Raw genomic sequence first — 21,373 nt, 5'->3', positions numbered from 1 at the left:
TTACGGTGCGCGCATGTTGGCGCTGGCGGGCTTCACCGGTTCGGCGGGAGCGCCGTCGCGGAAGGCGCGGCCTGTTTCATACAGTTCCAACCGTTGGTGAATGTGGGCCGTTTCTTTTTGAGGCGCTTCGTTCAATGCTTTGTTGATCGTGGCTTTGGCATCATCGAATTTTCCGGCACTCGCTTGAGCGGCGGCCAATGTATCGAGGTAGCGATAATCTTTGTCGCCGTCCAATTCGATGGCGCGCTGGGCTGCGGCAATCGCTTTTTCCGCATCACGGTAACGCTGTTCGGGGCAAGTAGCCATCAGCCAGGCTGTGCTCAAATAGGCATGGCCGAGTTTGGAATTTAATCGGACGGCTTCGCGGAAATCGGATGCGGCGGCTCCGTACACGCCTTCTTCTCGATAGGCGTCTCCGCGGTTCACCAGCGCTTCGGCATCCTCAGGATTGATTTGCACCGCCCGGTTGTAATCGGCCAGCGCTTCGCGGAACTGCCCCAACCGATAATTCGCGTGTCCGCGGCTGTTGTAAAAGCCGGCATCGCCTGGATTCAGTTGAATGGCTTGGTTGTAATCGTCCAGCGCGCCGGTCACGTCTCCCTGGTCGAATTTGAGCTCGGCCCGATCGAACCAGGCGTTGGCATAGCTTGGGTTGACGCGAATGATCGTGTTAAAATCGGCCAGCGCTCCTTTCTTGTCGCCCAGAAATCCGCGGCTAACGCCACGGTTTTGCACCGCCTTCCACAGCATGGCATCGAGCGGCACGGCGGCTTCAAAATCCTTGAGCGCCAGTTTTTCATTCCCCGCATCCGAGTATTTTTCGCCGCGCTTGTTGAGCGCCCAGGCCTGCAACTTGCGGGCGTAAGCGGCGCTATCGGCGGAGGGGCCCTGGCTCAAAGCATCTTGGCACAGACTAATGATTTGGCTGTATTCGTCCAGCGACTTGGCGGTTTTTGTAAGTTGGTAAGCATCGCGCGCCTTTTGATCCGCCGGGCTGAGGGCAGATTTCGCGCCGGCATTGGATGACCCAGTAGAACTGTTCCCCTGGTCGGCGCCGGCAGGGTTCTGCTGCGCCCAAATCGCAGGGGTAACCGTGAGAAGTGCGAATCCAGCGGCCACGACAAACATGCTGCAAGTGGCTTTACGCATAAATGAAGATCTCCATAAGTGATGCGGGTTCACGCTTTCCTGCGCGTGCTAAGCTGTTAGCAAAATTGATGAAATGTGTTTTATCGACTAACACCGGGCTGATGACAGCCCGGCTCGGATTGCCATGTCAACTGCCAATCACTCCTTTTGCGGCTCGGTCATGCGCCACGGATCGAGCGCCTTGTCGAGCACGTCGTCCGGGAGCAATTTTTGCTCGCGGCACAACTGGCGGATGGTCTTGCCGGTTTTGAACGCTTCCTTGGCCAACTTGGCGGCCTTTTCGTAGCCAATCAAAGGGTTCAGGCTGGTAACCATCGACAAGCTTTGCTCCACCGCGGCTTCGCACGCTTCCGGGTTGGCTTCCATTTCGGCGGCGCAGAAATCGACAAACGCCCGCGTGGCACTGGCCAGCAGCGTGACGGTTTCCAGGGCGGCCATGCCCATCACGGGCATCATTATATTGAGTTGAAATTGTCCGCCGGTGGCGCCGCTGAAGGCGATGGTTTGATCGTGCCCCATCACCCAGGCGCACACTTGCATCATGCTTTCGCACATCACCGGGTTCACTTTGCCCGGCATGATGGAGCTGCCCGGCTGCCGATCGGGCAGCTTGATTTCATAAAACCCGCAGCGCGGCCCGCTGGAAAGCCAGCGGATGTTATTGGCGATGTTGAACAGCGTGACGGCGATGGTGCGCAAATCGCCGCTGGCTTCCACCAATCCATCGCGCTGGGCGTTGGCTTCGAAATGATTAACGGCCTCGACGAATGGAATGCTGGTGTCTTTCGCCAAAGCAGCTGCTACACGCTTGCCAAATTCCGGGTGCGTGTTGATGCCCGAGCCCACTGCCGTGCCGCCGGCCGGAAGTTCCAGCACGGCCTTTAAGGCGCTGTTTGCGCGGGTAATTGACATTTGCAACTGCCGGGCAAAGCCGCCGATTTCCTGACCCAGCCGCAGCGGCGTGGCATCGGCCAAGTGTGTACGGCCAATTTTGATGATTTTGTCCCAGTCGCTCGCTTTTTGCTCCAGCGTGTGGTGCAGCTTTTCCAAGGCCGGCAGAAAATCGGTTTTAATTGCCAAGGCCACGGCCACGTGAATGGCAGTGGGGAACATGTCGTTGGTCGATTGCCCCATGTTCACGTGGTCGTTGGGATGGATTGGCTTTTGCTCGACGAAGCGGTCGCCACCGGTCAGCTCAATGGCCCGGTTGGCGATGACTTCATTGGCGTTCATGTTGCTGGAGGTGCCGGAGCCGGTTTGGAAAACGTCGAGCGGAAATTGCTCGTCGAATTTTCCCTCAGCCACTTCGCGACTGGCAGTGAGCAACGCCTCCACCTGCTTTTGATTCAATGGGTTTTTGCCCGAGCCGGTCAGCTTGCCCAAATCGCGATTGGCAATAGCGGCGGCATATTTCACCAGGCCCAGTGCGTGAATCAACGCTGGCGGCAACGGCTCGCCGGAGATGGGGAAGTTTTCGATCGCCCGTTGCGTTTGCGCGCCGTAATAAGCTTGCCCGGGAACGCGGACTTCCCCCATCGAATCGTGCTCCGTGCGAAAATCGGTCATGCAGGTGAGATGTAATTGCAGGCGGCGAACTGTGGACGATGTTATTGCGACGCTGCTTTTTTTGTGCAATTGCCGAAACCAATATGATACCGCAGTTCAGCGGTTTGTTGGAAGGCGAAAGCGCCCGACGTAGTGATGCACTTTGCTTCCGCAGGGTGGCTGGGGTCGACCGAAGGGAGCCCCCAGCGGGCAGCATTCCGGGGGCTCGGCGGCACTCGACCCCGGCCACCCAATGCAGTTCACTTCAAAATGCTTCACTACCGAGCCAGGCCTGTACAGCACTACCGCACGTGCAGGCTGCAGGCGTCGTTATCGCACTGATTTAGCGTGCCGAAGCGATAGCGCCGCTTGGCCACCTGGCGGTAAAGCCATTGCCACACAGGCAAGCTGCCTGGAATATGCAAGAGCGGCGCCAGCCACCACAACCGGCGCAGTCGGCGGGAAAAATAGCGGATGGCTGCCGCGCCTCCGTAACGGTTGCCTTGCCCATCAACCACGTACATTTGCTCCATGAGCATGTCGTGGGTCAAATCAGGAAAGCGGCGCGCGACCTCCGGATCGTGCAGCGAAAGATACGACAGCTTCCCCTGGCAATCCCACCAGGTGAGTGCGCGAATTTGGGCCGTACACATCCGACAGTTCCCGTCGAAGATGACGATATTTGCCTCGGGCCGCTCGGCCGGTGTCGGCAACGGTTCAGCATCGGTTTGTGTGGGAGCAGCGTTCATGTCGGGGGCAGAGTTTATCGCAAAAATGGTGTCCACGGAATTATATCTTGTTGCCGGCGTCAAAGTGATATGGGAAAGAGCCGTATTCTTGGGAAAACGAGGCGGAAGTAAAAATTATTGTCGCCAGGCTTTGCCGGAATCCCTTATAATGGGACTGTTATCAAAGCCATCGGCTGCATGCAATTGGGCCGATCAACCCGGCCTAGCACGCTTACGCTGAAGTTACTTATGGACCAGCTCAAACAGCAAGTTCGCATTGCGCGGCGGCGATTGATGCTGCAGCAATTTCTCGGCACGCTGGTGTGGTGTTGGTTCGTCACTTTGCTGGCGGCGGCGGTTGCTATCGGCGTGCAAAAATGGTTGCTCACTCGCATCGACGGCGCGCAGTGGGCCACTTTCTGGCTGAGTGGCGATGCAGCCGCGGGATTGCTCGCGGCGCTAGTGTGGACCTGGATGCGGCGCTTGCCCGAGCTGGAGGCGGCCCTGGAAATTGACCGTCGCTTTGGATTGAAGGAGCGAATTTCTAGCTCGCTGGCGCTTTCCGAGGAAGAATTGCAAACTCCTGCTGGTCGGGCACTGCTCGAGGATGCCCGGCGGCGGATCAGCAAGTTGGATGTGTCGGGGCGGTTTCCCATTCGCCTCAAGCAGCAGGCGTGGCTGCCGCTTGTTCCGGCGACGGCGGCATTCGCATTTTGTTTCCTGGCCGATCCCACGCGCCCCACCGAGGCCGATGCCAACGCCAACACCGTGGCCGTGAAAAAGAAAATAGATGATTCCGTGAAGCCGTTGCAATCGAAATTGCAGGAGCGCGCCAAGCAGGCAGGCGAGGAAGGGCTGAAGGAAGCCGAAGAGCTGTTCAAGCGCATCGAAGAAGGCACGCACGAGCTGGCCAAAAAGGACGAAACCGATCGCCACGAAGCGATATCCAAATTGAACGATTTGGCGCAACAACTGGAACAACGACGCAATCAACTCGCCGAAGCGGAAAAATTGAAAGATCAATTCGCCGGCATGAAAAATATGCCCAGCGGGCCGGCCGACAAGCTGGCCAAGGACTTAAAAAATGGCGACTTCGACAAGGCGCTGAAGGAAATTGAAAAGCTGCAAGCGCAACTGTCGCAGGGGACGCTCGATCCGGAAAAGAAAAAACAGTTGGCCGAGCAATTCGACGCCATGAAAAATGCGCTGCAGAAAATTGCCGATGCGCACGAAAAAGCCCAGCAGGAAACGCAAAAGCAACTCGCTCAGGCACAAAAAGCCGGCGATCAGGAAACGGCCAAAAAACTACAGCAGCAATTGCAAAAGCTGGCCCAGCAACAATCGCAGATGGGCAAGTTGCGCGATGTGGCCAAAAAACTGGGGCAAAGCGGCGAAGCCATGAAGACCGGAGACACGGCCCAGGCCCAGGCAGCCATGAACCAATTGGCTCACGATTTGGCGCAAGCGCAGCAGGAAGCGGCCGAAATGCAAATGTTGGAAAGCACCTTGGACGAAATCGATGAAGCCAAAATTGCCATGAACGGCGTGGAAGGCATGAGCCTCGACTTGGAGAGACGAACCGAGCGTCGAGGCGGAGATCATTCCACCGAACCTGGCCGAGCCCAGGGTGGGGAAGGGGAGCGGCCGGAAAAAGACGGCGCAAAGTTTTACGATTCCAAGGTCAAGCAGAATATCGGCAAAGGGGCGGCGGTCATCACCGGTCTGGTCGAAGGTCCCAATTCCAAGGGGCAGGTTGGGGAAGAAATTAAAACCGAAGTGGAATCGGCCAAGCACGATTCCGCCGATCCGCTCACCGGCCAGCGGCTTCCTCGCCAGCAGCGCGACCACGTGCAGCAATATTTCGACGCCTTCCGCAACGGCCCGGGGGCTAGGACCAGCACAGGTTAAGAACGCACGATTCAGGCTGCCGACGACCACGCGTGGCCTGTTTATGTTGCGACGGGACAAATGCGTGGCCCCTTCGTTCTCGCGATTCTCTCTCAATTGCCTGCCGAATTTACAAGTTATAATGGAATGTAGGGCGGCTTACCGCGCTGGAAAACGTTCCGCCTGCTGCTTTCTTCCTTCTGTCTTTCCTTTACCGCCATGTCGCACGTTTTGCTATTGATGGGTTTGCTGCTGTCGTCCTGGGCCACGGCCGATGTAAAAACGGTCGACGAGAAGTGGCCAGACGGCTCGCTTAAAATGCGCCAGCAGGTAACCGACAATTTACGCGGCAAAATGGTGCCCAACGGCTTAGAGACGCATTATGCTCCCGGCGGCGTGAAGGAAACGGAAGCGACCTATCACTTCGGCATCAAGGATGGCCCCTGGCGGGAATACTATCCCAGTGGCACGCTCAAAATGGAAGGCACGTACCATAAGGGTGATAAGGACGGCGCGGAAACGGTGTATGCGGAGAACGGCGCGAAGGCCGGCGAAGTTCACTATAAAGACGGCGTGCGAAACGGCGCCATTGCCGATTGGGAAGGCAAAACCAAAACCTACGAGGCCGAGTACGATCACGATAAGCTCGTCGGCTTGGCCCAAGAATGGTATTCCTCGGGCCAGCTAAAATCGGTGCGGCATTACAAAGCCGGCTTGGAGGAAGGGCTGGAGCAGCGTTTTTTCCCCGACGGTAAGAAATATATCGAAGCCAACTACGCCGGCGGCCAGCGCGACGGCGAATATCGCGAATGGTATTCCAACGGGCAGCTCCAGTTCCTTGCCGAATACAAGCATGGTTCGCCCAACGGAAAGTATCAGCAGTGGTTTCAGGATGGTGCGCTAAAAAGCGCCGGGCAGTATGTTGATGGCCAGATGGATGGCGCTTGGAAAGAATGGAAGGAACTGGAGGGGGACGAAGATGCCAATTATTACGGCATCGGCAAAAAGCAACCCTCGGGTGCGGCCAAGCCGGTTGCCGATTCCAAATCTGCCACTGGCGATGCCGGTAAAAAAAGTCCCGCAAGCGATGCAACCGTGAAAGGCCCTGACAAGGCCGGCGAAAAAGAAAGCAAAAGCACCGCCAATCAAGATACTGCCAACAAAGACGCTGCTCCGACGAATGCTGGTGCTGGCCAAACCGCTGGAAAAGATAAAAACACAGATAAAAACACAGATAAAAGCGCCGACAAAAACACAGATAAAACCAGCGGCAACGGGAATTCGCAAACCGCTGTTTCTAAAACCGAGGGCGACAGCGGGGCAGATCAAAAACCGCCCGTGCATCCTTTGGCGAACGATTGGAACTACAAGCGCGGCGTATTTCAGGGGAAGCAAATTACTTACCACGAAAATGGCCAAAAGGAGTTGGAAGTATTGACCAAAGACGGCCTGCGCGAAGGGCCCTTCACGGAGTGGTACGATAACGGCCAGGTCCGTTCCGTCGGCAAGTACGTTCATGACCAGTTGAACGGCGAAGTCGATTACTGGTACGAAGACGGCAAGCCCTGGGCGGTCAATAACTTTTTCCACGGCACGCCGGTGGGCCATTGGGTGGAATGGGATCAAAACGGCAACCCCGTGGCAAAGTGACGCCTGCTAAGCGGCCGATCTCGGAATTTGCACGTACGAAATGGCACGGCAAAATTCGGTAGCGGGCCAAATTTGATGGAAACAGTTTGGGTGGCCGGGGTCGAGTGCCGCCGAGCCCCCGGAATTTCTGCGACTGGGGACTCACTTCGTTCGACCCCAGCCACCCTGAAAAATCAAATTGGCCCACTACCCAAAATTCCCGTGCCTGCCGGACGGAAGCTTGCTGTGCCCGGCGGTGGGCAGCTCAGCCCTTGAATTTTTGCGGCAGCGTGTAGGAATACAGAATGGTGACCGCGCCGGCGGAAACCAAGCTCCAGGGAACCCAATCGGGCGGAGAGACGGTAATTTCGGCCGGACCGCTTTCGCTGCTGGGGTTGGTGAGCGTGGCCTGATCGATCACCATCGACTCCGCTCCCAGCACCAGCAGAAACAGGCCGATCGCCAAAAAGAATGAACGCCACATAGTCGCAGTTCCTCAAAAAATTCGGCGGCAGTAGCAGCCAGGCTCGTTTCACGGCGCAAACCGACTGCCCCGGTTCATCATCGACGCACGAGCGGAAATTTATCGCCGCGGTGCAGGGCGCACAGGGAATGTCGGAAATGCCGCGTGTAGCGATTAGGCGAAGTTAAGTTGATTTCACGCGCTGCACGCCGGCGAGGATAACCCGATCGTGATTTCACGCCCTGGACAGCGCGGAAGGCGCAACGGTAGAACAGTTTTCCATGAAAATTGGAATTGTCGGTTATCAAGGTTCGGGAAAAAGCACGCTATTTACGTGGTTGACGGGCGTCAAGGCCGATCCTGCCCAGGCGCATCTCTCGCAAAGCGCGATGGCGCCCATTCCCGAGGCCCGCATTGAGCCGCTGTGCGGAATTTATCATCCCAAAAAAATCACCATGGCGGCGCTGGAAGTGGTCGACACGCCCGGGCTCAGCCGCACTCACGAAGGCAATGCCGCTCGGCTGGCGCTCATTCGCGAAGCCGGCTGCTTGCTGCTCACGGTGGCGGCGCATGGGGGAGCCGATCCGCTGGTTGATTTGCGCACATTTGAGGAAGATTTGTTGCTGGCCGATTTGGATATTGTTTCCGGCCGCGTGCAGCGATTGGAAGAATCGCTCAAAAAGCCGCGTCCGAAAGATCAACGGGAATTGGAAGAACACGAACTGGCCGCGCTCAAAATTCTGCTGACCACGCTGGAAGCCGGCCAGCACGCCCGTGAGGCGCAACTTTCGGAAGAGCAGTGGAAGTTCACTCGTTCGTTTCGGCTGCTGACCGAAAAGCCGAAAATGGTGTTGGTGAATTTAGCCGATGATGATCCCGCCGATAAATTTCCGCCGCCGGCCAGCGCTTCCACTGTGGATACCGGAGCACCGGCGCTCGCTTGGGCCACGGTTCCCTTGCGGCTGGAAATGGATTTGGCCGCGATGAGCCCGGAAGAGCGGGCCGCATTTCAAGCAGAATTCGGCCTGGCACAAGTCGATCGAGACCATGTGATTCGGCAAATTATGACCGCCTCCGGGCAAATGCTTTATTTCACCGCCGGCGAAAAAGAGGTTCGCACCTGGATTTTGCGCCGTGGCGGCGCCGCCTTGGAAGCGGCCGAAAACATTCACACCGATTTGGCTCGCGGCTTCATTCGGGCCGAAGTCATGCGCAGCGAAGATTTAATCCGCCTGGGCAGCGAGCGCGAAATCAAAGCCCAAGGGCTGGTGCGACAAGAGCCAAAAGATTACGTCGTGCAGGAGGGAGATATTCTGAACATTAAGTTCAGCGTGTGAGTTGCATTTTCCTCGCCGGCCACACTATGATAGTGGTCGGTTTCAGAGACCGGCCAGACCGCGCATTTTGAAGCGCCGCGACGGCAAGTGGGGAAAAACAGAGGCAACGGAAGAGGCATGGGCACTTATACGCGCTCTCAATGCGTACATACCATTCTGGCCGGGCTGGCACTTGCCGTGTGCGCATTGGTTGCATTTTCCGCGAGACCAGTGCGCGCTCAATTGTTGGCTTTTCCGGGCGCTGATGGAGCAGGGGCCCTGGCTTCTGGCGGCCGCGGCGGAATTGTGTATCACGTCACCAAGCTCGATACCAAATTCAGCGATTCCGGCGTCGGCACGTTGCGGTACGGCCTGAACGACGCCAACTTCAAAGACAGTGGCGGCAACGTCATTCCGCGGACCATTGTGTTTGATGTCGGCGGCACCATCTGGCTGGGTCGCAATCCGACCGATACCGAAGGCTGGGATACCGAAGATCCTATGTCGATTGGCTCGAATGTTACGCTGGCCGGACAGACCGCACCGGGCGGAATTACGATTATGGGGGGCGGACTGAAAGCCAACGGCAACAATTCCATTATCCGCAACGTGGTCATCGCGCCGGGATATGGGACGCGATCGCTTAACTCCACCACGGGCTACGCCGATTCGTATGTTTTCGACGGCATGAACATTCACGCCAATAACGTGATTATCGATCACGTTTCGACCGTCTTCTCCACGGATGAGGGAATCTCAGCCGACGAATTTGCCAACAACGTGACCGTGCAGTACAGCGATATTTCGCAGGGGCAGAATTATCCACAGGCCGATGCCGAAAATCCGGGCACGTACACTGGCCATGCGTTAGGTTCGCTGTGGCAGCCGGGCACGAATGCCAAAACCAGCATTTTGCACAATTTATATGCGCAGCAAAAAGGACGGTTGGTGCGAGTGGGAACTGAGACCTCGAAACTCACTTCTGGCGTGGGCGCCATCAACGATATTCGCAACAACGTCATTTACAATTGGTACGATACCGCCGGCACCGGCGCTTCTGGGCAGCCAAGTTCCAACAACTTTGTGGGCAATTTTTATCTGGCCGGACCAGGCGGCGATGATAACTCTGGCACTACCATTATCAGCAAGGCCGGGGGCACGAGCATTTTTAACGGGTCCAGTGCCAGCGTGACCGGCGTGTACCAGTCGGGAAATTTGAAAGACACCAATAAAGACGGCGATGCCAACGACGGCGTCACCACCACCGCTGCCGATTTCACCAATTCCACGCTGCAGGCCAACCCGTACGCAGTTCCTGTGTATGGCGTGACCGACAGCGCGACCGCCGCATACCAAAACGTGCTGAATTACGCGGGCGCGAATTGGAACAATCGCAATTCGATTGATGCCCGCTTGGTCAACGAAGTGCGCACCGGCACGGGCAAAATTACAGCCTTCAACGATCCCACGCACGGCACGGATTGGAACGCACTGTTGGCTCTGCGTTCGGTGACCAATGGCGGCGTTGGGGGCACGGGCGCCATGATTCGGTCGGCGAATTTCGATTCCGATGGGGACGGCATGCCCGATGCTTGGGAAGCTGCACACGGATTGAATCCGAACGTGGCCGACAACAATGGCGATTTCGACAGCGACGGTTACACGAATCTGGAAGAGTACATTAACGAACTGGGCGAGTGGCCGGCTCCCCAGCCGTTGGTGTTCAATCCCGCGGGTGGTCGATTTGAACTGAGCACGAGTTGGAATATTTTGTGGCAGCCGTCGCGCTATGACGAAGCGCAAATCAACTCCGGCGTGTGCACTATTACCAGCGTCGGCCAGCATGCCAATGTAGTGCGTTTGGCGACCAGTGCAGGCAATGTTGCCGAGATGGATATCAGCGGCGGCTGGCTGAAAGTGGAAAGCGGCGTGGTCATCGGAAACACTCCCACGTCGCAAGGAACGTTGCGGCTGAGCGGCGGAGAGTTAAGCACGCCGCTGTTGACGAAAGGGGCGGCCGGTCAGTTTTTCTTCACCGGCGGAAAGCTGCATGCCGATGCGGTGGCGTTTGATCTGGTCAACCAAGGCGGCGTATTAGCGCCCGGCGACACTTTGGGCGGCTTCAATGCCAGCAATGTGTTTGTGCCGGGAGTGCATATTGGCCAAACTCACGTGCTGGGCAATTTAACGCTGCAAAGTGGATCGCTGGAAATTGAATTGGGCAGCCACACCCTGAGCGATTCGCTGACCATCGACAGCCTGCTCACGTTGGGCGGAACGCTTGATGTAGAATTATTCAACGGCTTCCAACCGCAGGTGGGCGATCGTTGGCAAATTGCTTCCGCCGCCGGCATAACGGGCAGTTTTGCAGCAATCACCACTGGCTTTACGCTCGATCAAGAAGGGGGTAACTTGTTTTTGGTTTCGCAAGTGCCCGAACCAAGCTCGGCGATCCTCATGCTGTTGGGACTGCTCGCCGTGGGGAGCACAGCATTTCGTTCCACGTGGACAAGGAAACCAATTCCAGTGTGGGCTTCACCTTCGAATTTTCAAAAACAGGCAAATTTCAAAATCAGGAATGACCATGCACGCTAACAATTTGCGGATTGCGAGATTCATTGGTGTGGGCCTGTGCGTGACCGTGGGATTTGTTTTCGTGCAGTCTCTCCGAGCGGCCGATCAAGCGAGTGCCAAGAGCACTGCCGCCCCGACCGATTTGCCGCTCTTGTTGGATGAAAACTTCGCCAATGGCGCCGACCGTTGGCAGCCGGCCAGCCCGGAGGCCTGGAAAATGATCGATTTGGAAGGCGGCGGCAAAGCCTTCAGCAGTTTCAAAGTGACCGATCTCACGAAAAAGCTGCCGCATCGCAGCCCGTGGGATGTGGCCCTGCTCAAAGACATCACGGTGGCTAATTTTGTGCTGGAAGTGAAAATGCGGGAAACTGCCCGTGAATATCCGCACCGCGATGCGTGTTTGCTGTTTGGCTACCAGGACCCGTCGCATTTTTATTATGTGCACTTTGCCCCAGTGACGGGCGATCCGCACGCCGACCAGGTATTCATTGTGAACAACGCCGATCGGGCGGCGATTACCGATAAGGATCATCTTTCGACCGGCGTGAAATGGGGAGATAAAACCACCTGGCACCGATTGAAAATTGTTCGCAATATCGACAGCGGGCTGATTGAAGCATATTTTCACGAAGACGACGCACCGTTTACCGACGCCGACAAGCCGCTGATGACGGCCCACGACAAAACGTTCACGTCGGGCCGCATTGGCGTGGGAACCTTTGACGACACGTCGGACATTGCCGAAGTGAAGTTGTGGGGAAATAAGGTCAAATCGCCGGGGCCTGATGTCAGTTATCCGTAGCCCCCGAGCGCGACCAACGGTCGCGGCTTTATAAAGAGGCCGGGCATAGCGGGCTATGAGCCAGCAAAAAACGTTTTTCGCCGGCACTGGAGGCGAACATGACCGTGGCTTTGCGCTTTAGGCCGCTGCCGGAGAGGGCCACGATTTTTCCCAGGCCGTAATGCGGATGGCGCACGACCATGCCCTGGTGGAACACTTCCGGCGAAATGCTTGGCAGGGATGGTGCTGCTTGGCCCGGGGCTGCTGAGGCGCTGCGTGCGGCCAATTCGGCGGCAGTGGTGAAGCGAAAGGGTGGTGCGGACACAGCACCCTCACCCCGGCCCTCTTCCAAAGGGAGAGAGAGTGAAGAATTGTCGGCTCCGGCAGAAAGAGAGGCGGCTACTTGGCCAGCTTCGGAAGGCGGCGAGGGAAATTCCAAATCGTGCGGATCGAAATCGATGGCATCATCGCCATGTTGATCTTCCGCATGCAAATCGGAAAACGCCGGCTCCGGTAATGGCGCAGTTTGCGGCTGCTGGAAGTCCAGCTCCTCTTGGGGCAGCTCCATCAGAAACGCGCTGGGCACCGTCGGCCGGAATTGACCGCGGTAATGGCGATAGCAAGCGCGATTCAAATACAATTCTTCCTTGGCCCGCGTGACGCCCACAAACAGCAGCCGGCGCTCCTCTTCCAATTGTTCTTCCTCATTGCGGCTGCGCTCGTGCGGGAAAATGCCTTCTTCCAGCGCGATGATAAATACCACCGGAAATTCTAAGCCCTTGGCGGCGTGAACGGTCATGAGCGTGACCCGGTCGTCGTCCACTTCCCAGGCATCGGTGTCGTTCACCAAGGCGGCCTGCTCCAAAAATGCCTCCAGCGCGCCCGGGCCAGGATGGGTTTCGTCGAACTCGCGGGCGGCGGTGAGCAATTCTTCGATGTTGGCCAGCCGTTCCTGGTCGTCTTCGTCTTCCGACTCTTTTAGAAAATCGTGATAACCGGAATCGGCCAGCACTCGCCCGATAATTTCTTCCACCGGGGCGCCGGCCGCCAGCGTCACGTGATCGAACAGGGCCACAAACTTGGCCACCCCCACGGCCGCCCTTTTATTCAGGCCTTCGATCAAACCGGCCTCGCGCGCGGCCGAAAGGAGCGAGAAACCCCGTGTGGCGGCGTAATCTTGCAGCCTGCCGATGGTGCCGCGGCCAATGCCCCGTGGCGGCGTGTTGATGATGCGCGCGAAAGCCACGTTGTCGCGCGGATTGTTCAGCAAGTGCAAATACGCCAGCACATCCTTGATTTCCTTGCGCTGATAAAATTCCAGGCCGTTGATCATTTGGTACGGAATGCCGTATTCGCGCAGCGCAAATTCCAACGCCCGAGATAACGCATTGGTCCGGTAAAAAATCGCGAAATCGCGCGGGCGGCGTCGGCCGGAGCGCACTTCAGCTTCGATCGTGCCGGCAATTTGCTCCGCTTCATCTTTTTGCGTAGGATGAAAAATCAATTGCACCGCGCGCCCTTCGGCATTGTCGGTGAACAGCGTTTTCAGCTTGCGTCGCTTATTGAAGGAGATGAGCCGATCGGCCACGCGCAAAATGCGCTTGGTGCTGCGGTAGTTTTGCTCCAACCGCACGATCTTCACGTTCGGATAATCGTGCTCAAAATCCAGAATGTTGCTGAGGTTCGCGCCGCGCCAGCCGTAAATCGATTGATCCGGATCGCCGGTGACCGCCAGGTTCGGATAGTCAACCGACATCGCCCGCACAATGGTGTACTGCGCTAAATTGGTGTCTTGATATTCGTCGACCAAAATGTAACGGTAGCGATCGTCCAGCCGGCGGCGAATTTCCGGGTTCTCGCGCAACAATACCGCCGTGTGCAACAGCAGATCGTCGAAATCGACCGCTCCGCTCGCCAACAACCGCTTTTGATATTCCGGATACACGCGGGCCACGATAGCGCCCACCGGACTGCCTTTGCGGGGTTCGTATTGCTCCGGCGTAATGAGATTGTTTTTGGCCCAGCTCATGGCCGATTGCACGCGCTCCGGCGTGGTGTGGGTGAGGTCTAAATCGAGCGCATCGAGCGTGTGCCGCAGGGCTTGCAAGCTGTCGGAAGTGTCGTAAATGGTGTAGTTTTCCGGCAGCCCAATGTACGGGGCGTATTCCCGCAACAGCTGCGCGCAAAAACGGTGAAAAGTGCTCATCCACACGGCGGCCAGCGGGGCCAGCAGGGCCACGCGACGCTTCATTTCATCGGCCGCTTTGTTGGTGAAGGTGAGCGCTAAAATGTGCCGCGCCGGAACGCCCAACTCCAGCAGGTTTGCAATGCGATGCGTAACCACGCGCGTTTTGCCGCTCCCCGGACCGGCAAGAATGAGCAGCGGACCGTCGACATGCCGCACGGCTGCCAATTGGGCTTCGGTAAGTTGTTCGATGCTCATGAGACGGCAACGCAGTGTGAGAGGTTGAGTGATCGGCGGCCAGTTGTCAGTAATGGTTGTTGATTGCCTGTAGTTGGTGAACCAAGTTGCAAAGACTCTTTGGAGTCGACGAGAAATCAATCGTTCGGTTCACCGACCATTGATCACCGACCACTGCCTACCATACATAAGTATACCGCTAGCACACACGCCGCGAAGGGCAGCGCACATGCTAGCGTTTGTGTTGACCGCGCCGTCCGAAGAGGCGACATAGAAGATGAGCACGAATTTTTTTTGGAAACTTGGGCAAAGTAGTTGGCGAAATTGGAAATTTCGTTATACTAGCACTTCAACATCCGGTGCGTATTCGAACTCATGGTGGGGTCGCGTGCCGGAAGGAAGCGCTAGTTGACGGGAGGGAACCCATGAGTCGCACTCGTATTCCGCTGAATACTATTTCCAGTCCGCACGATGGTTTGGCCGAACGGCTCGAAATGAGCACCGCCGAAATCGGCCTTTCGGTGCGAACCACCAATTGCCTGGAGGAACGGGGCATCTTCACGGTGGACGATCTGTTGAATTGCACTCGCGATGATTTGCTGAGCATTTCCAACTTCGGCGAAAAGACATTGGAAGAGGTTTATACCGCCCTGGAAGGCATCGGCTTTTTCCGCCCGAACCGCCAGGCCGAGGTCAGCATAGCCTAACCAATTCGTTTGCACGCGGGTCGAAATAGACCGTGGCGCTGAGAAAGCAGGAGAAGCCGCATTTTCCGCGAGGTTCTTGCGGTGCGTATGCCTCTGTGCGCCTGTGGCAGGCTGGCGTTGCCAGGCGGAAGGTGTACACTCAAACTGTCGGCGCTGCTGGCGCCCAAGCATTGATTTGCTGCGTCTTTCCCCGCACATTTTTTTCCTTAGCCCTCATTACGGACGTGGCTCGATCGTTCCGCATGTTCGGTAAGAAGCGCGGTCATCGCCGCACGGGGTCGAAGACTCTGCGGAATGTCGGCGAAGTGGTGTTCTTCGCCCTGCTGTTGACCATGGGGACCGCATTTTTGGTGCTGCTGCTCGCCCGAAAAGTCATTCCGGAGTGGCGGGCTAATCACGAATTTTTGGAAACCACGGCGACCATCCTCGAAAAGCGAATCGAGCATCGGCACGATCCGGACGGCAACCTGCTGTACGTGCCGAAAGCGAAAATCCAGTACGACCAGTCGCCCGACGATATTTGGACCTACGACATTGCCTCCACGTCCACCAGCCACGAAGCAGACGCGCAATCGCTTTTGGATCGCTACGAAATTGGCCAAGCGTACGCTTGCTGGTACGATCCGCTCGATCCCAGCGTGGCGGTGCTGGTGCGCGGATACAGCTTATGGTTTTGGATGTTGCTGTTGGCGCCCAGCGGCTTTATGCTCATCGGCGGCGGCGGCTTGGCGTACACGCTGTGGCATTGGGGGCGCTCGCCGGAGCATCAGGCGGCGCGAGGGCAACTTGGGCGCATCGATTTATTTGAAGAACAAAGCGCGCGGGCGAAAGATTATCCCACCGTGCCGTTCGATGCCGATTTAACCAACAGCCCGGGCACGCAATTGAAGTATCGCTTGCCCAGCAGTGCATCGCAGGGCTGGCGCTTGCTGGCGGCCACAACCATTTGCCTGATTTGGAACGGCATTGTCGCGGTGTTTGTCGTGCTGGCAGTGCGCAAGCACTTGCAAGGCGCCGGCGATTGGCCGCTCGATTTGCTGGTGCTCCCATTTTTCCTGGTGGGTTGTTTTCTCATTTATTACTTTGTGCGCGAGATTTTAATTGCCACGGGCGTGGGTCCCACGATTGTAGAAATATCGGCCCATCCGCTGCTGCCCGGCGTTGCTTACGAGTTGTACGTGGCGCAGCAGGGGCATTTGTCGGTGAAAACCTTCGAGGTGCTTTTGCGCTGCGAGGAGCAGGCCACATTTCATCAAGGAACCGATACTCGCACTGATCGCCGGGAAGTCTACACGCAGCAATTATTGCAGAAGCAGAATTTTGAAATTGTTCCGGGCGAGCCGTTCGAAATTGTTGCCGAGTTTCGTGTGCCGCCAGGGGCCATGCATTCCTTCGAGGCCGATCACAATCAAGTGCAATGGAAGCTGATTGCGCGGGGCGAGGCGGAGGGGTGGCCAGCGTTCGAGCGGAGCTATGCGGTGGTGGTGTATCCGCCGGAGCGGTCAAATGGCGCTCAAGCCGATGAGCCGGCAGCCGGCGTAGGCCATGAAGTTGGCGCACCGCGCGGATGAGAAGAGAGATTTTTCCATGATCAAAATGCTTCGCCAGCCGTTAATCAGCATTCAAATTGACAAGCGCCAGCAAGAGTTCGAGCCGGGCGAAGTTTTGGCGGGCGCCTTTCAAATTGACGCCGTCGATCCCGCCGCGCTTCGGGCGGTGGAAATTTCCGTGCTGTGGTTTACCGAAGGCGCCGGCGACGAAGATTTAGGCGTGCATTATTTCGAGCGCGTGTCGGCCGAGGATGTGCCGGAGCTGAATCTGCATCAACGGCGCCGGTTTCAAACCGTGTTGCCCAATAGCCCGTTGAGTTATGAAGGGTTCTCTGTGAAAATTTGCTGGTGCGTGCGGGTCCGAATATTTTTGCGCGAGGGGCGCGATTTTGTGGCCGAAAAAGCCTTCCACCTGGGCGCGGTTCCGCCTCCCGTGGGATCCGGCGAGCAAGCAAGTAGTCAGTAACGAAGAGCGATGCGGCTATGCAATCCCGACAAAGCAATCCGTTTTCCACACGGTGGGTGCGACCCGGAGCGGTCCCATATTTATTTTCCACCGGCGTCGATGCAGCCGCGGTGGTGGCGCGGTTGCAAGCGGCTGGCTGGCGGGGAGCGATTGTCGGCCCGCACGGCAGTGGAAAATCGACACTGCTGGCCTCCTTAATTCCGCTCATCAAGGAGCAAAATGTGGCGGTGCAGCTCATCGCATTGCACAACGGTCAAAGGAAATTGCCGCCCGGTGCGCTCGCTGCCTCGCACCAGTCAACACGCCGCCGGCTGCTGGTGATCGACGGTTACGAGCAACTGAGTTGGTGGCAGCGGCAACGGTTGGCCGCGGCGTGCCGGCGCCATCGTTGGGGGCTGTTGATTACCGCGCATGCTGCGCCGACTGATCGCAGCTTGCCGGTTCTGTTTCGCACGGCGGCGGATTTGGCGACCGTTCAGTTCCTAATCGACGACGTGTTACCCTCGCATGGTGGGCAGATTGGCCACGCAGAGGTGGCCGCCGCCTTCCAGGCAGCCGCCGGCAACGTGCGCGAAACCCTATTTGCCTTGTACGATTTGTACGAACAGCGACGGCGGGCGCCTCAGGAAGGGTCACCCCAAGAAGAGCTTGTTCATCTCGGTGCAGGCTAAGTGGCAAGCGAACGCCTGGCCGCTTGTAACGGTTGTAACAATTACACAGCCGCCATTGCTGATCAACGTCAACCAGGAATTCTTTTTGCATTCTGCGGCGTTGCCTTTTTGTAACCTACGCTTGCACAAGCGAAAGGCGCAGGATTTGCGCGGCCGCAGCGCTTAGGCGCGCGGTTCGCACTAGCGCCAGGAAGTGCAATCGCAGAATGACACCACGCCAGCACAGCTTGTGCAACGCGAACGTGTTGCCCCTGACGAATGTTCTTCCAAATGGTCGCCGGCGCGCCAGCGCTTGTTGACAATCCGTCGACCCGCGGATTTAACATAAAGAAGGGTTCCCATCGAGCATCGGAGCGATGTCATGTTCAAAAGATTTGTGCGGTGCAGCGTAGCGGCTGTGGTAACTTCCGTGGCGCTGGCCAGTGGAACAAGCCAGGCGTGTTGCTTTTCGGATTGGTGCTGCTGTTGGTTCAAGCCGAAAGAACCGGTTTGCCCTGCGCCCGTCGTCACGCCCGCATGCGCCGTTTGCCCGCAACAAATTAGCTACGTGCCGCAAACCAGTTACCGGACGGAATATACGTGCGTGCCTTGCACTTCGTGCCAGCCAGTGGCTGCGTGCGATCCTTGCGGTGGTTCGCAAACGGTGATGCAGCCCGTCACCACGTATGTGCGCCGCCCTGTGATGGTTCCGTATACCAGCTATCGGCCCGTGGCCACACAAGTAAATTATGCGGCCCCGGCCTGCACCAGTTGCGGCGCCAGCGCTCCCTACTATAGCGGCGCGGCGTACGCACCGGCTGCCACCAGCGGCTGCGCTACTTGCGGCGGCGGAGCGGCTGTTTCGTACGGCCCACCGGCTTACACCGCCGCTCCGGCAGCGACGACTTCGCTATACGGCGCGGCCCCAGCTTACGCCGCCACGCCTCCTAGCTACGCCGCGGCGCCGGCTTACACCACGACTACCACGCCAGGCTATGGCGCGGCTCCTGGCTATGCAGCGCCACCTGCTGGCTATGTAGCGCCGCCTGCATACGGCATGCCCCCCAGTGGTCCGCAAGGGATGATTGCCCCGTCGATGAACGGCATGCCCACGCCGGCTGCTCCGCCCGCGGGCAGCACCCCAGCCAACACGTTCCAGCCGAGCGGCGCCACCCCGCAGAATAATTCATCGTTGACGCCGCCGACTGCAATTCCAGATAACGACAAAATGAATTCCGGCGCCGCTCCGCGCCTCTTGGATCCACAAAGCCGAACCACCTCAACCTCGCTCATGAATCCCCAGGTGACAACGGCCATTTTCAACACGGCCGATCGCGGCTCGGTGTTCCACACGGCGATGTATCCGGCGAGCCAGAATAGCAATTCCACCAGCGGCTGGTCGGCTGCTTCGAACAGCAATTCATCGACGAACAACGACGGTTGGCAAGCCGGCAGCGGCCGCTAAGATTGCAATCGTTCAACAAGACCCACGGTCAAAGCCCGGTTTAACCACCGGGCTTTTTTGTTGCGCTCCTGCTTCGAGAAGTAGGGCTGCTGGGTCGATACCGATCTGCATTACACGCGCCAGAAACAATTTCACGTCATGCCGTGTCGAGCAGCTTCACATTGGGCGCCAGTTCGGTAATTTGGCGCTCCATGTAGCGGATGATTTGGGCGGAGGTGCTCAGCTTGAGCGCGTGCTGCAAAATTTTTTCCGCCTTGGCTTGCGTCAGGTTCGAAATCAGCTCTTTGATCGTCGGTATAAACGCCGGGCTCATGCTGAAGCTGCGCAGCCCCATGCCAAATAGCAGCACCACGGCGCGCGGGCGGCCGGCCATTTCCCCGCACAGCGTGACCGGCTTTTTGGCCCGGTTGCAAGCGGCAATGGTGTTGGCCAGCACGTGCAGCACGGCGGGACTTAGCGGTTGGCACAAATGGCTGACGCGCGGATTATCGCGATCGGCCGCCATTAAATACTGCACCAGGTCGTTGGAGCCGATGGAAACAAAATCGACCACTTCCAACAGCGATTCAATCATCACCGCCGCCGCCGGCACTTCCAGCATTAACCCAATCGGCACTCGCCCGCACGGCTTGCGCTGCTTGGTCAAATCGCGTTGCGCCCGGTCCACCATGCTCCGCACTTTGCGGATTTCTTCCAGCGTGGTGATCATCGGGAACATCAGCCGCACGTGCTTTCGCGGGCCGGCTGCCGCTTGCAACACCGCCCGAATTTGCGTGGCGAAAAATTCCGGATGCTCAAACGACAGCCGAATGGAGCGCCATCCCAAAAACGGATTGGCCTCGCGCGCGTGCCCCAGGTACGGAATCGTCTTATCGCCGCCCAAATCCAGCGTGCGAATGGTCACGCGGTGGTTGGGACTGGCGGCAATGATTTTGCGGTAGGCGGCGGTTTGTTCTTTTTCATCGGGCACGTTGGGATGGGTGAGAAACAAATATTCGGTGCGGAACAGGCCTACCCCAGAACCGCCCATGGCGCCGGCCGCTTGGGCATCAGACAAATTATTGATGTTGGCCAGCAGCTCCACTTCAACGTTGTCGCGCGTGACGGCAGGCTGCTGGCGGTTTTCAGCCAGATGGTCTTTCAAATCGAAAAATTCACGCTGCAGCTTGCGATAGGCCGAAGCAGTTTCGGCATCGGGATTAATCAGCACGTGCCCTTCGCGGCCGTCGACCACCACGAGATCGCCATTCTTCACGTGCTTGAGCATTCCCCGCATGCCGGAAACCGCGGGAATGCCACGGCTGCGGGCCAAAATAGCGGCGTGGCTGGTTTCGCCGCCGGCCTGCGTCACAATGCCGCGAACTTCCCGCTCTCCCAGCATCACCACTTGCGATGGCAGCAGCTCGTCGGCGATAAGAATCAACGGGCCATCGACCCCCGGCTCCGATTTGGTTTGCAGCATTTCCGAAAGATGTCCACTCAACCGCACGACCACGTCGCGCACGTCGGTCAGCCGCTCCTTGATGTATTCGTCTTTGGTGCGCGCAAACAGGCTGCTGTATTCGTTCAACACGTTGTGCAAGGCGGCGGGGGCCGATTGCCCATCGTCAACGATCCAGCGGCGAATTTTTTCCGTAAATGCCGGATCGTGCAAAATCGATTCGTGGGCCAAAAATATCGCCGCCTGCTGCGCACCGACCTGGCTGGAAACTTTGGTGTGCAGCGCCCGCAAATCAGCAGCGGTGGCGTCGCGGGCTTTTTCGTAACGGGCCAACTCAGGCTGCACTTCGGCAGCCGCCAGCCGGCGCGTGTTCGGATTCACGTAGATTTCGTGAATGCAATAAGCCGTGCCGACAGCCACTCCCGGGGAAACTCCAATGCCTTTTCGCATAAATCAAATGTAGCATCGAAACGTTTGGCGTGACAGCATGCACCCCCGACGGCACAAACAGGCGATTCGTGGCGGCTAGCAGCGCATTCAGCTAGCGATTTTCTGCGGAATTTGGGGTCGCCGTGCACTGGCAGCGCGGTTATTCTACCG

16 protein-coding genes are annotated in these 21,373 nt (G+C 57.7%); 10 read left to right on the top strand and 6 right to left on the bottom strand.

From position 1 onward, the window contains the following. The 3 genes from VFE46_06110 to VFE46_06100 all read right to left on the bottom strand — a co-directional run bounded on the left by VFE46_06110 (position 1) and on the right by VFE46_06100 (position 3,479). Positions 1 to 1,149 carry a tetratricopeptide repeat protein gene (locus VFE46_06110; protein HZZ27565.1) on the bottom strand — a complete coding sequence of 383 codons (1,149 nt, stop codon included), beginning with the start codon at positions 1,147 to 1,149 and terminating at the stop codon, positions 1 to 3. 138 nt (positions 1,150 to 1,287) lie between these two features. Continuing rightward, on the bottom strand, positions 1,288 to 2,715 hold the full coding sequence (locus VFE46_06105; protein HZZ27564.1) for a class II fumarate hydratase: 1,428 nt from the start codon (positions 2,713 to 2,715) through the stop codon (positions 1,288 to 1,290). Positions 2,716 to 2,996: 281 nt separating this feature from the next. After that, positions 2,997 to 3,479 (bottom strand): DUF393 domain-containing protein, encoded by a 483-nt coding sequence (locus VFE46_06100; protein HZZ27563.1) that lies wholly within the window; start codon positions 3,477 to 3,479, stop codon positions 2,997 to 2,999. A 192-nt stretch (positions 3,480 to 3,671) separates the two neighbouring features. Between VFE46_06100 and VFE46_06095 the strand changes: the two genes are divergently transcribed. Together VFE46_06095 and VFE46_06090 are read left to right on the top strand one after the other, a co-directional pair. Then, the gene (locus VFE46_06095; protein HZZ27562.1) at positions 3,672 to 5,330 is read left to right on the top strand and encodes a hypothetical protein; all 1,659 of its coding nucleotides are present in this window, start codon (positions 3,672 to 3,674) and stop codon (positions 5,328 to 5,330) included. Positions 5,331 to 5,528: 198 nt separating this feature from the next. Then, positions 5,529 to 6,959, top strand: a complete 1,431-nt coding sequence (locus tag VFE46_06090; GenBank protein ID HZZ27561.1) for a hypothetical protein — start codon at positions 5,529 to 5,531, stop codon at positions 6,957 to 6,959. 244 nt (positions 6,960 to 7,203) lie between these two features. Here VFE46_06090 and VFE46_06085 read toward each other — a convergent pair whose 3' ends face one another. After that, positions 7,204 to 7,422, bottom strand: a complete 219-nt coding sequence (locus VFE46_06085; protein HZZ27560.1) for a hypothetical protein — start codon at positions 7,420 to 7,422, stop codon at positions 7,204 to 7,206. A 260-nt stretch (positions 7,423 to 7,682) separates the two neighbouring features. Here VFE46_06085 and VFE46_06080 point away from each other — a divergent pair, with 260 nt between their 5' ends. The 3 genes from VFE46_06080 to VFE46_06070 all read left to right on the top strand — a co-directional run bounded on the left by VFE46_06080 (position 7,683) and on the right by VFE46_06070 (position 12,093). Continuing rightward, a complete protein-coding gene (locus VFE46_06080; protein HZZ27559.1) occupies positions 7,683 to 8,738 on the top strand; it encodes a DUF933 domain-containing protein in 1,056 nt (351 codons plus the stop codon). Positions 8,739 to 8,855: 117 nt separating this feature from the next. Next, positions 8,856 to 11,312, top strand: coding sequence for a PEP-CTERM sorting domain-containing protein (locus VFE46_06075; protein HZZ27558.1), 2,457 nt, complete (start codon positions 8,856 to 8,858; stop codon positions 11,310 to 11,312). Then, positions 11,302 to 12,093, top strand: coding sequence for a hypothetical protein (locus VFE46_06070; GenBank protein ID HZZ27557.1), 792 nt, complete (start codon positions 11,302 to 11,304; stop codon positions 12,091 to 12,093). The genes VFE46_06075 and VFE46_06070 overlap by 11 nt, the downstream gene beginning before the upstream one ends. Before the next feature lie 28 nt (positions 12,094 to 12,121). Here VFE46_06070 and VFE46_06065 read toward each other — a convergent pair whose 3' ends face one another. After that, complete coding sequence (locus VFE46_06065) at positions 12,122 to 14,515, bottom strand: UvrD-helicase domain-containing protein (protein HZZ27556.1); 2,394 nt, start codon at positions 14,513 to 14,515, stop codon at positions 12,122 to 12,124. Between the two features lie 404 nt (positions 14,516 to 14,919). On the opposite strand from VFE46_06065, the gene VFE46_06060 reads away from it, so the two are divergent. From VFE46_06060 to VFE46_06040, 5 genes are all read left to right on the top strand, one after another. Then, on the top strand, positions 14,920 to 15,201 hold the full coding sequence (locus VFE46_06060; GenBank protein HZZ27555.1) for a DNA-directed RNA polymerase subunit alpha C-terminal domain-containing protein: 282 nt from the start codon (positions 14,920 to 14,922) through the stop codon (positions 15,199 to 15,201). Between the two features lie 131 nt (positions 15,202 to 15,332). Further along, complete coding sequence (locus VFE46_06055) at positions 15,333 to 16,772, top strand: DUF3592 domain-containing protein (protein HZZ27554.1); 1,440 nt, start codon at positions 15,333 to 15,335, stop codon at positions 16,770 to 16,772. 16 nt (positions 16,773 to 16,788) lie between these two features. Continuing rightward, the gene (locus VFE46_06050; GenBank protein HZZ27553.1) at positions 16,789 to 17,217 is read left to right on the top strand and encodes a hypothetical protein; all 429 of its coding nucleotides are present in this window, start codon (positions 16,789 to 16,791) and stop codon (positions 17,215 to 17,217) included. 17 nt (positions 17,218 to 17,234) lie between these two features. Next, positions 17,235 to 17,888 (top strand): hypothetical protein, encoded by a 654-nt coding sequence (locus VFE46_06045; GenBank protein HZZ27552.1) that lies wholly within the window; start codon positions 17,235 to 17,237, stop codon positions 17,886 to 17,888. Between the two features lie 361 nt (positions 17,889 to 18,249). Continuing rightward, positions 18,250 to 19,332, top strand: a complete 1,083-nt coding sequence (locus VFE46_06040; protein HZZ27551.1) for a hypothetical protein — start codon at positions 18,250 to 18,252, stop codon at positions 19,330 to 19,332. A 136-nt stretch (positions 19,333 to 19,468) separates the two neighbouring features. Here VFE46_06040 and ptsP read toward each other — a convergent pair whose 3' ends face one another. Continuing rightward, positions 19,469 to 21,223, bottom strand: coding sequence for a phosphoenolpyruvate--protein phosphotransferase (ptsP, locus tag VFE46_06035; protein ID HZZ27550.1), 1,755 nt, complete (start codon positions 21,221 to 21,223; stop codon positions 19,469 to 19,471). Positions 21,224 to 21,373: the final 150 nt, after the last annotated feature.

The sequence above is a fragment of the Pirellulales bacterium genome (genome assembly GCA_035656635.1).
GTDB lineage: Bacteria > Planctomycetota > Planctomycetia > Pirellulales > JADZDJ01 > DATJYL01.
The sequence above is the reverse complement of the archived record's forward strand: the minus strand, read 5'-3'. Positions and strand labels throughout refer to the sequence as shown.

Excerpts from the sequence above, each read along its gene's own strand:
- ptsP (HZZ27550.1), bottom strand. The coding sequence starts at position 21,223 with ATGCGAAAAGGCATTGGAGTTTCCCCGGGAGTGGCTGTCGGCACGGCT.
- VFE46_06065 (HZZ27556.1), bottom strand. The coding sequence starts at position 14,515 with ATGAGCATCGAACAACTTACCGAAGCCCAATTGGCAGCCGTGCGGCAT.
- VFE46_06110 (HZZ27565.1), bottom strand. The coding sequence starts at position 1,149 with ATGCGTAAAGCCACTTGCAGCATGTTTGTCGTGGCCGCTGGATTCGCA.
- VFE46_06060 (HZZ27555.1), top strand. The coding sequence starts at position 14,920 with ATGAGTCGCACTCGTATTCCGCTGAATACTATTTCCAGTCCGCACGAT.
- VFE46_06045 (HZZ27552.1), top strand. The coding sequence starts at position 17,235 with ATGCAATCCCGACAAAGCAATCCGTTTTCCACACGGTGGGTGCGACCC.
- VFE46_06090 (HZZ27561.1), top strand. The coding sequence starts at position 5,529 with ATGTCGCACGTTTTGCTATTGATGGGTTTGCTGCTGTCGTCCTGGGCC.
- VFE46_06105 (HZZ27564.1), bottom strand. The coding sequence starts at position 2,715 with ATGACCGATTTTCGCACGGAGCACGATTCGATGGGGGAAGTCCGCGTT.
- VFE46_06080 (HZZ27559.1), top strand. The coding sequence starts at position 7,683 with ATGAAAATTGGAATTGTCGGTTATCAAGGTTCGGGAAAAAGCACGCTA.
- VFE46_06075 (HZZ27558.1), top strand. The coding sequence starts at position 8,856 with ATGGGCACTTATACGCGCTCTCAATGCGTACATACCATTCTGGCCGGG.
- VFE46_06040 (HZZ27551.1), top strand. The coding sequence starts at position 18,250 with ATGTTCAAAAGATTTGTGCGGTGCAGCGTAGCGGCTGTGGTAACTTCC.
- VFE46_06050 (HZZ27553.1), top strand. The coding sequence starts at position 16,789 with ATGATCAAAATGCTTCGCCAGCCGTTAATCAGCATTCAAATTGACAAG.
- VFE46_06095 (HZZ27562.1), top strand. The coding sequence starts at position 3,672 with ATGGACCAGCTCAAACAGCAAGTTCGCATTGCGCGGCGGCGATTGATG.
- VFE46_06070 (HZZ27557.1), top strand. The coding sequence starts at position 11,302 with ATGCACGCTAACAATTTGCGGATTGCGAGATTCATTGGTGTGGGCCTG.
- VFE46_06085 (HZZ27560.1), bottom strand. The coding sequence starts at position 7,422 with ATGTGGCGTTCATTCTTTTTGGCGATCGGCCTGTTTCTGCTGGTGCTG.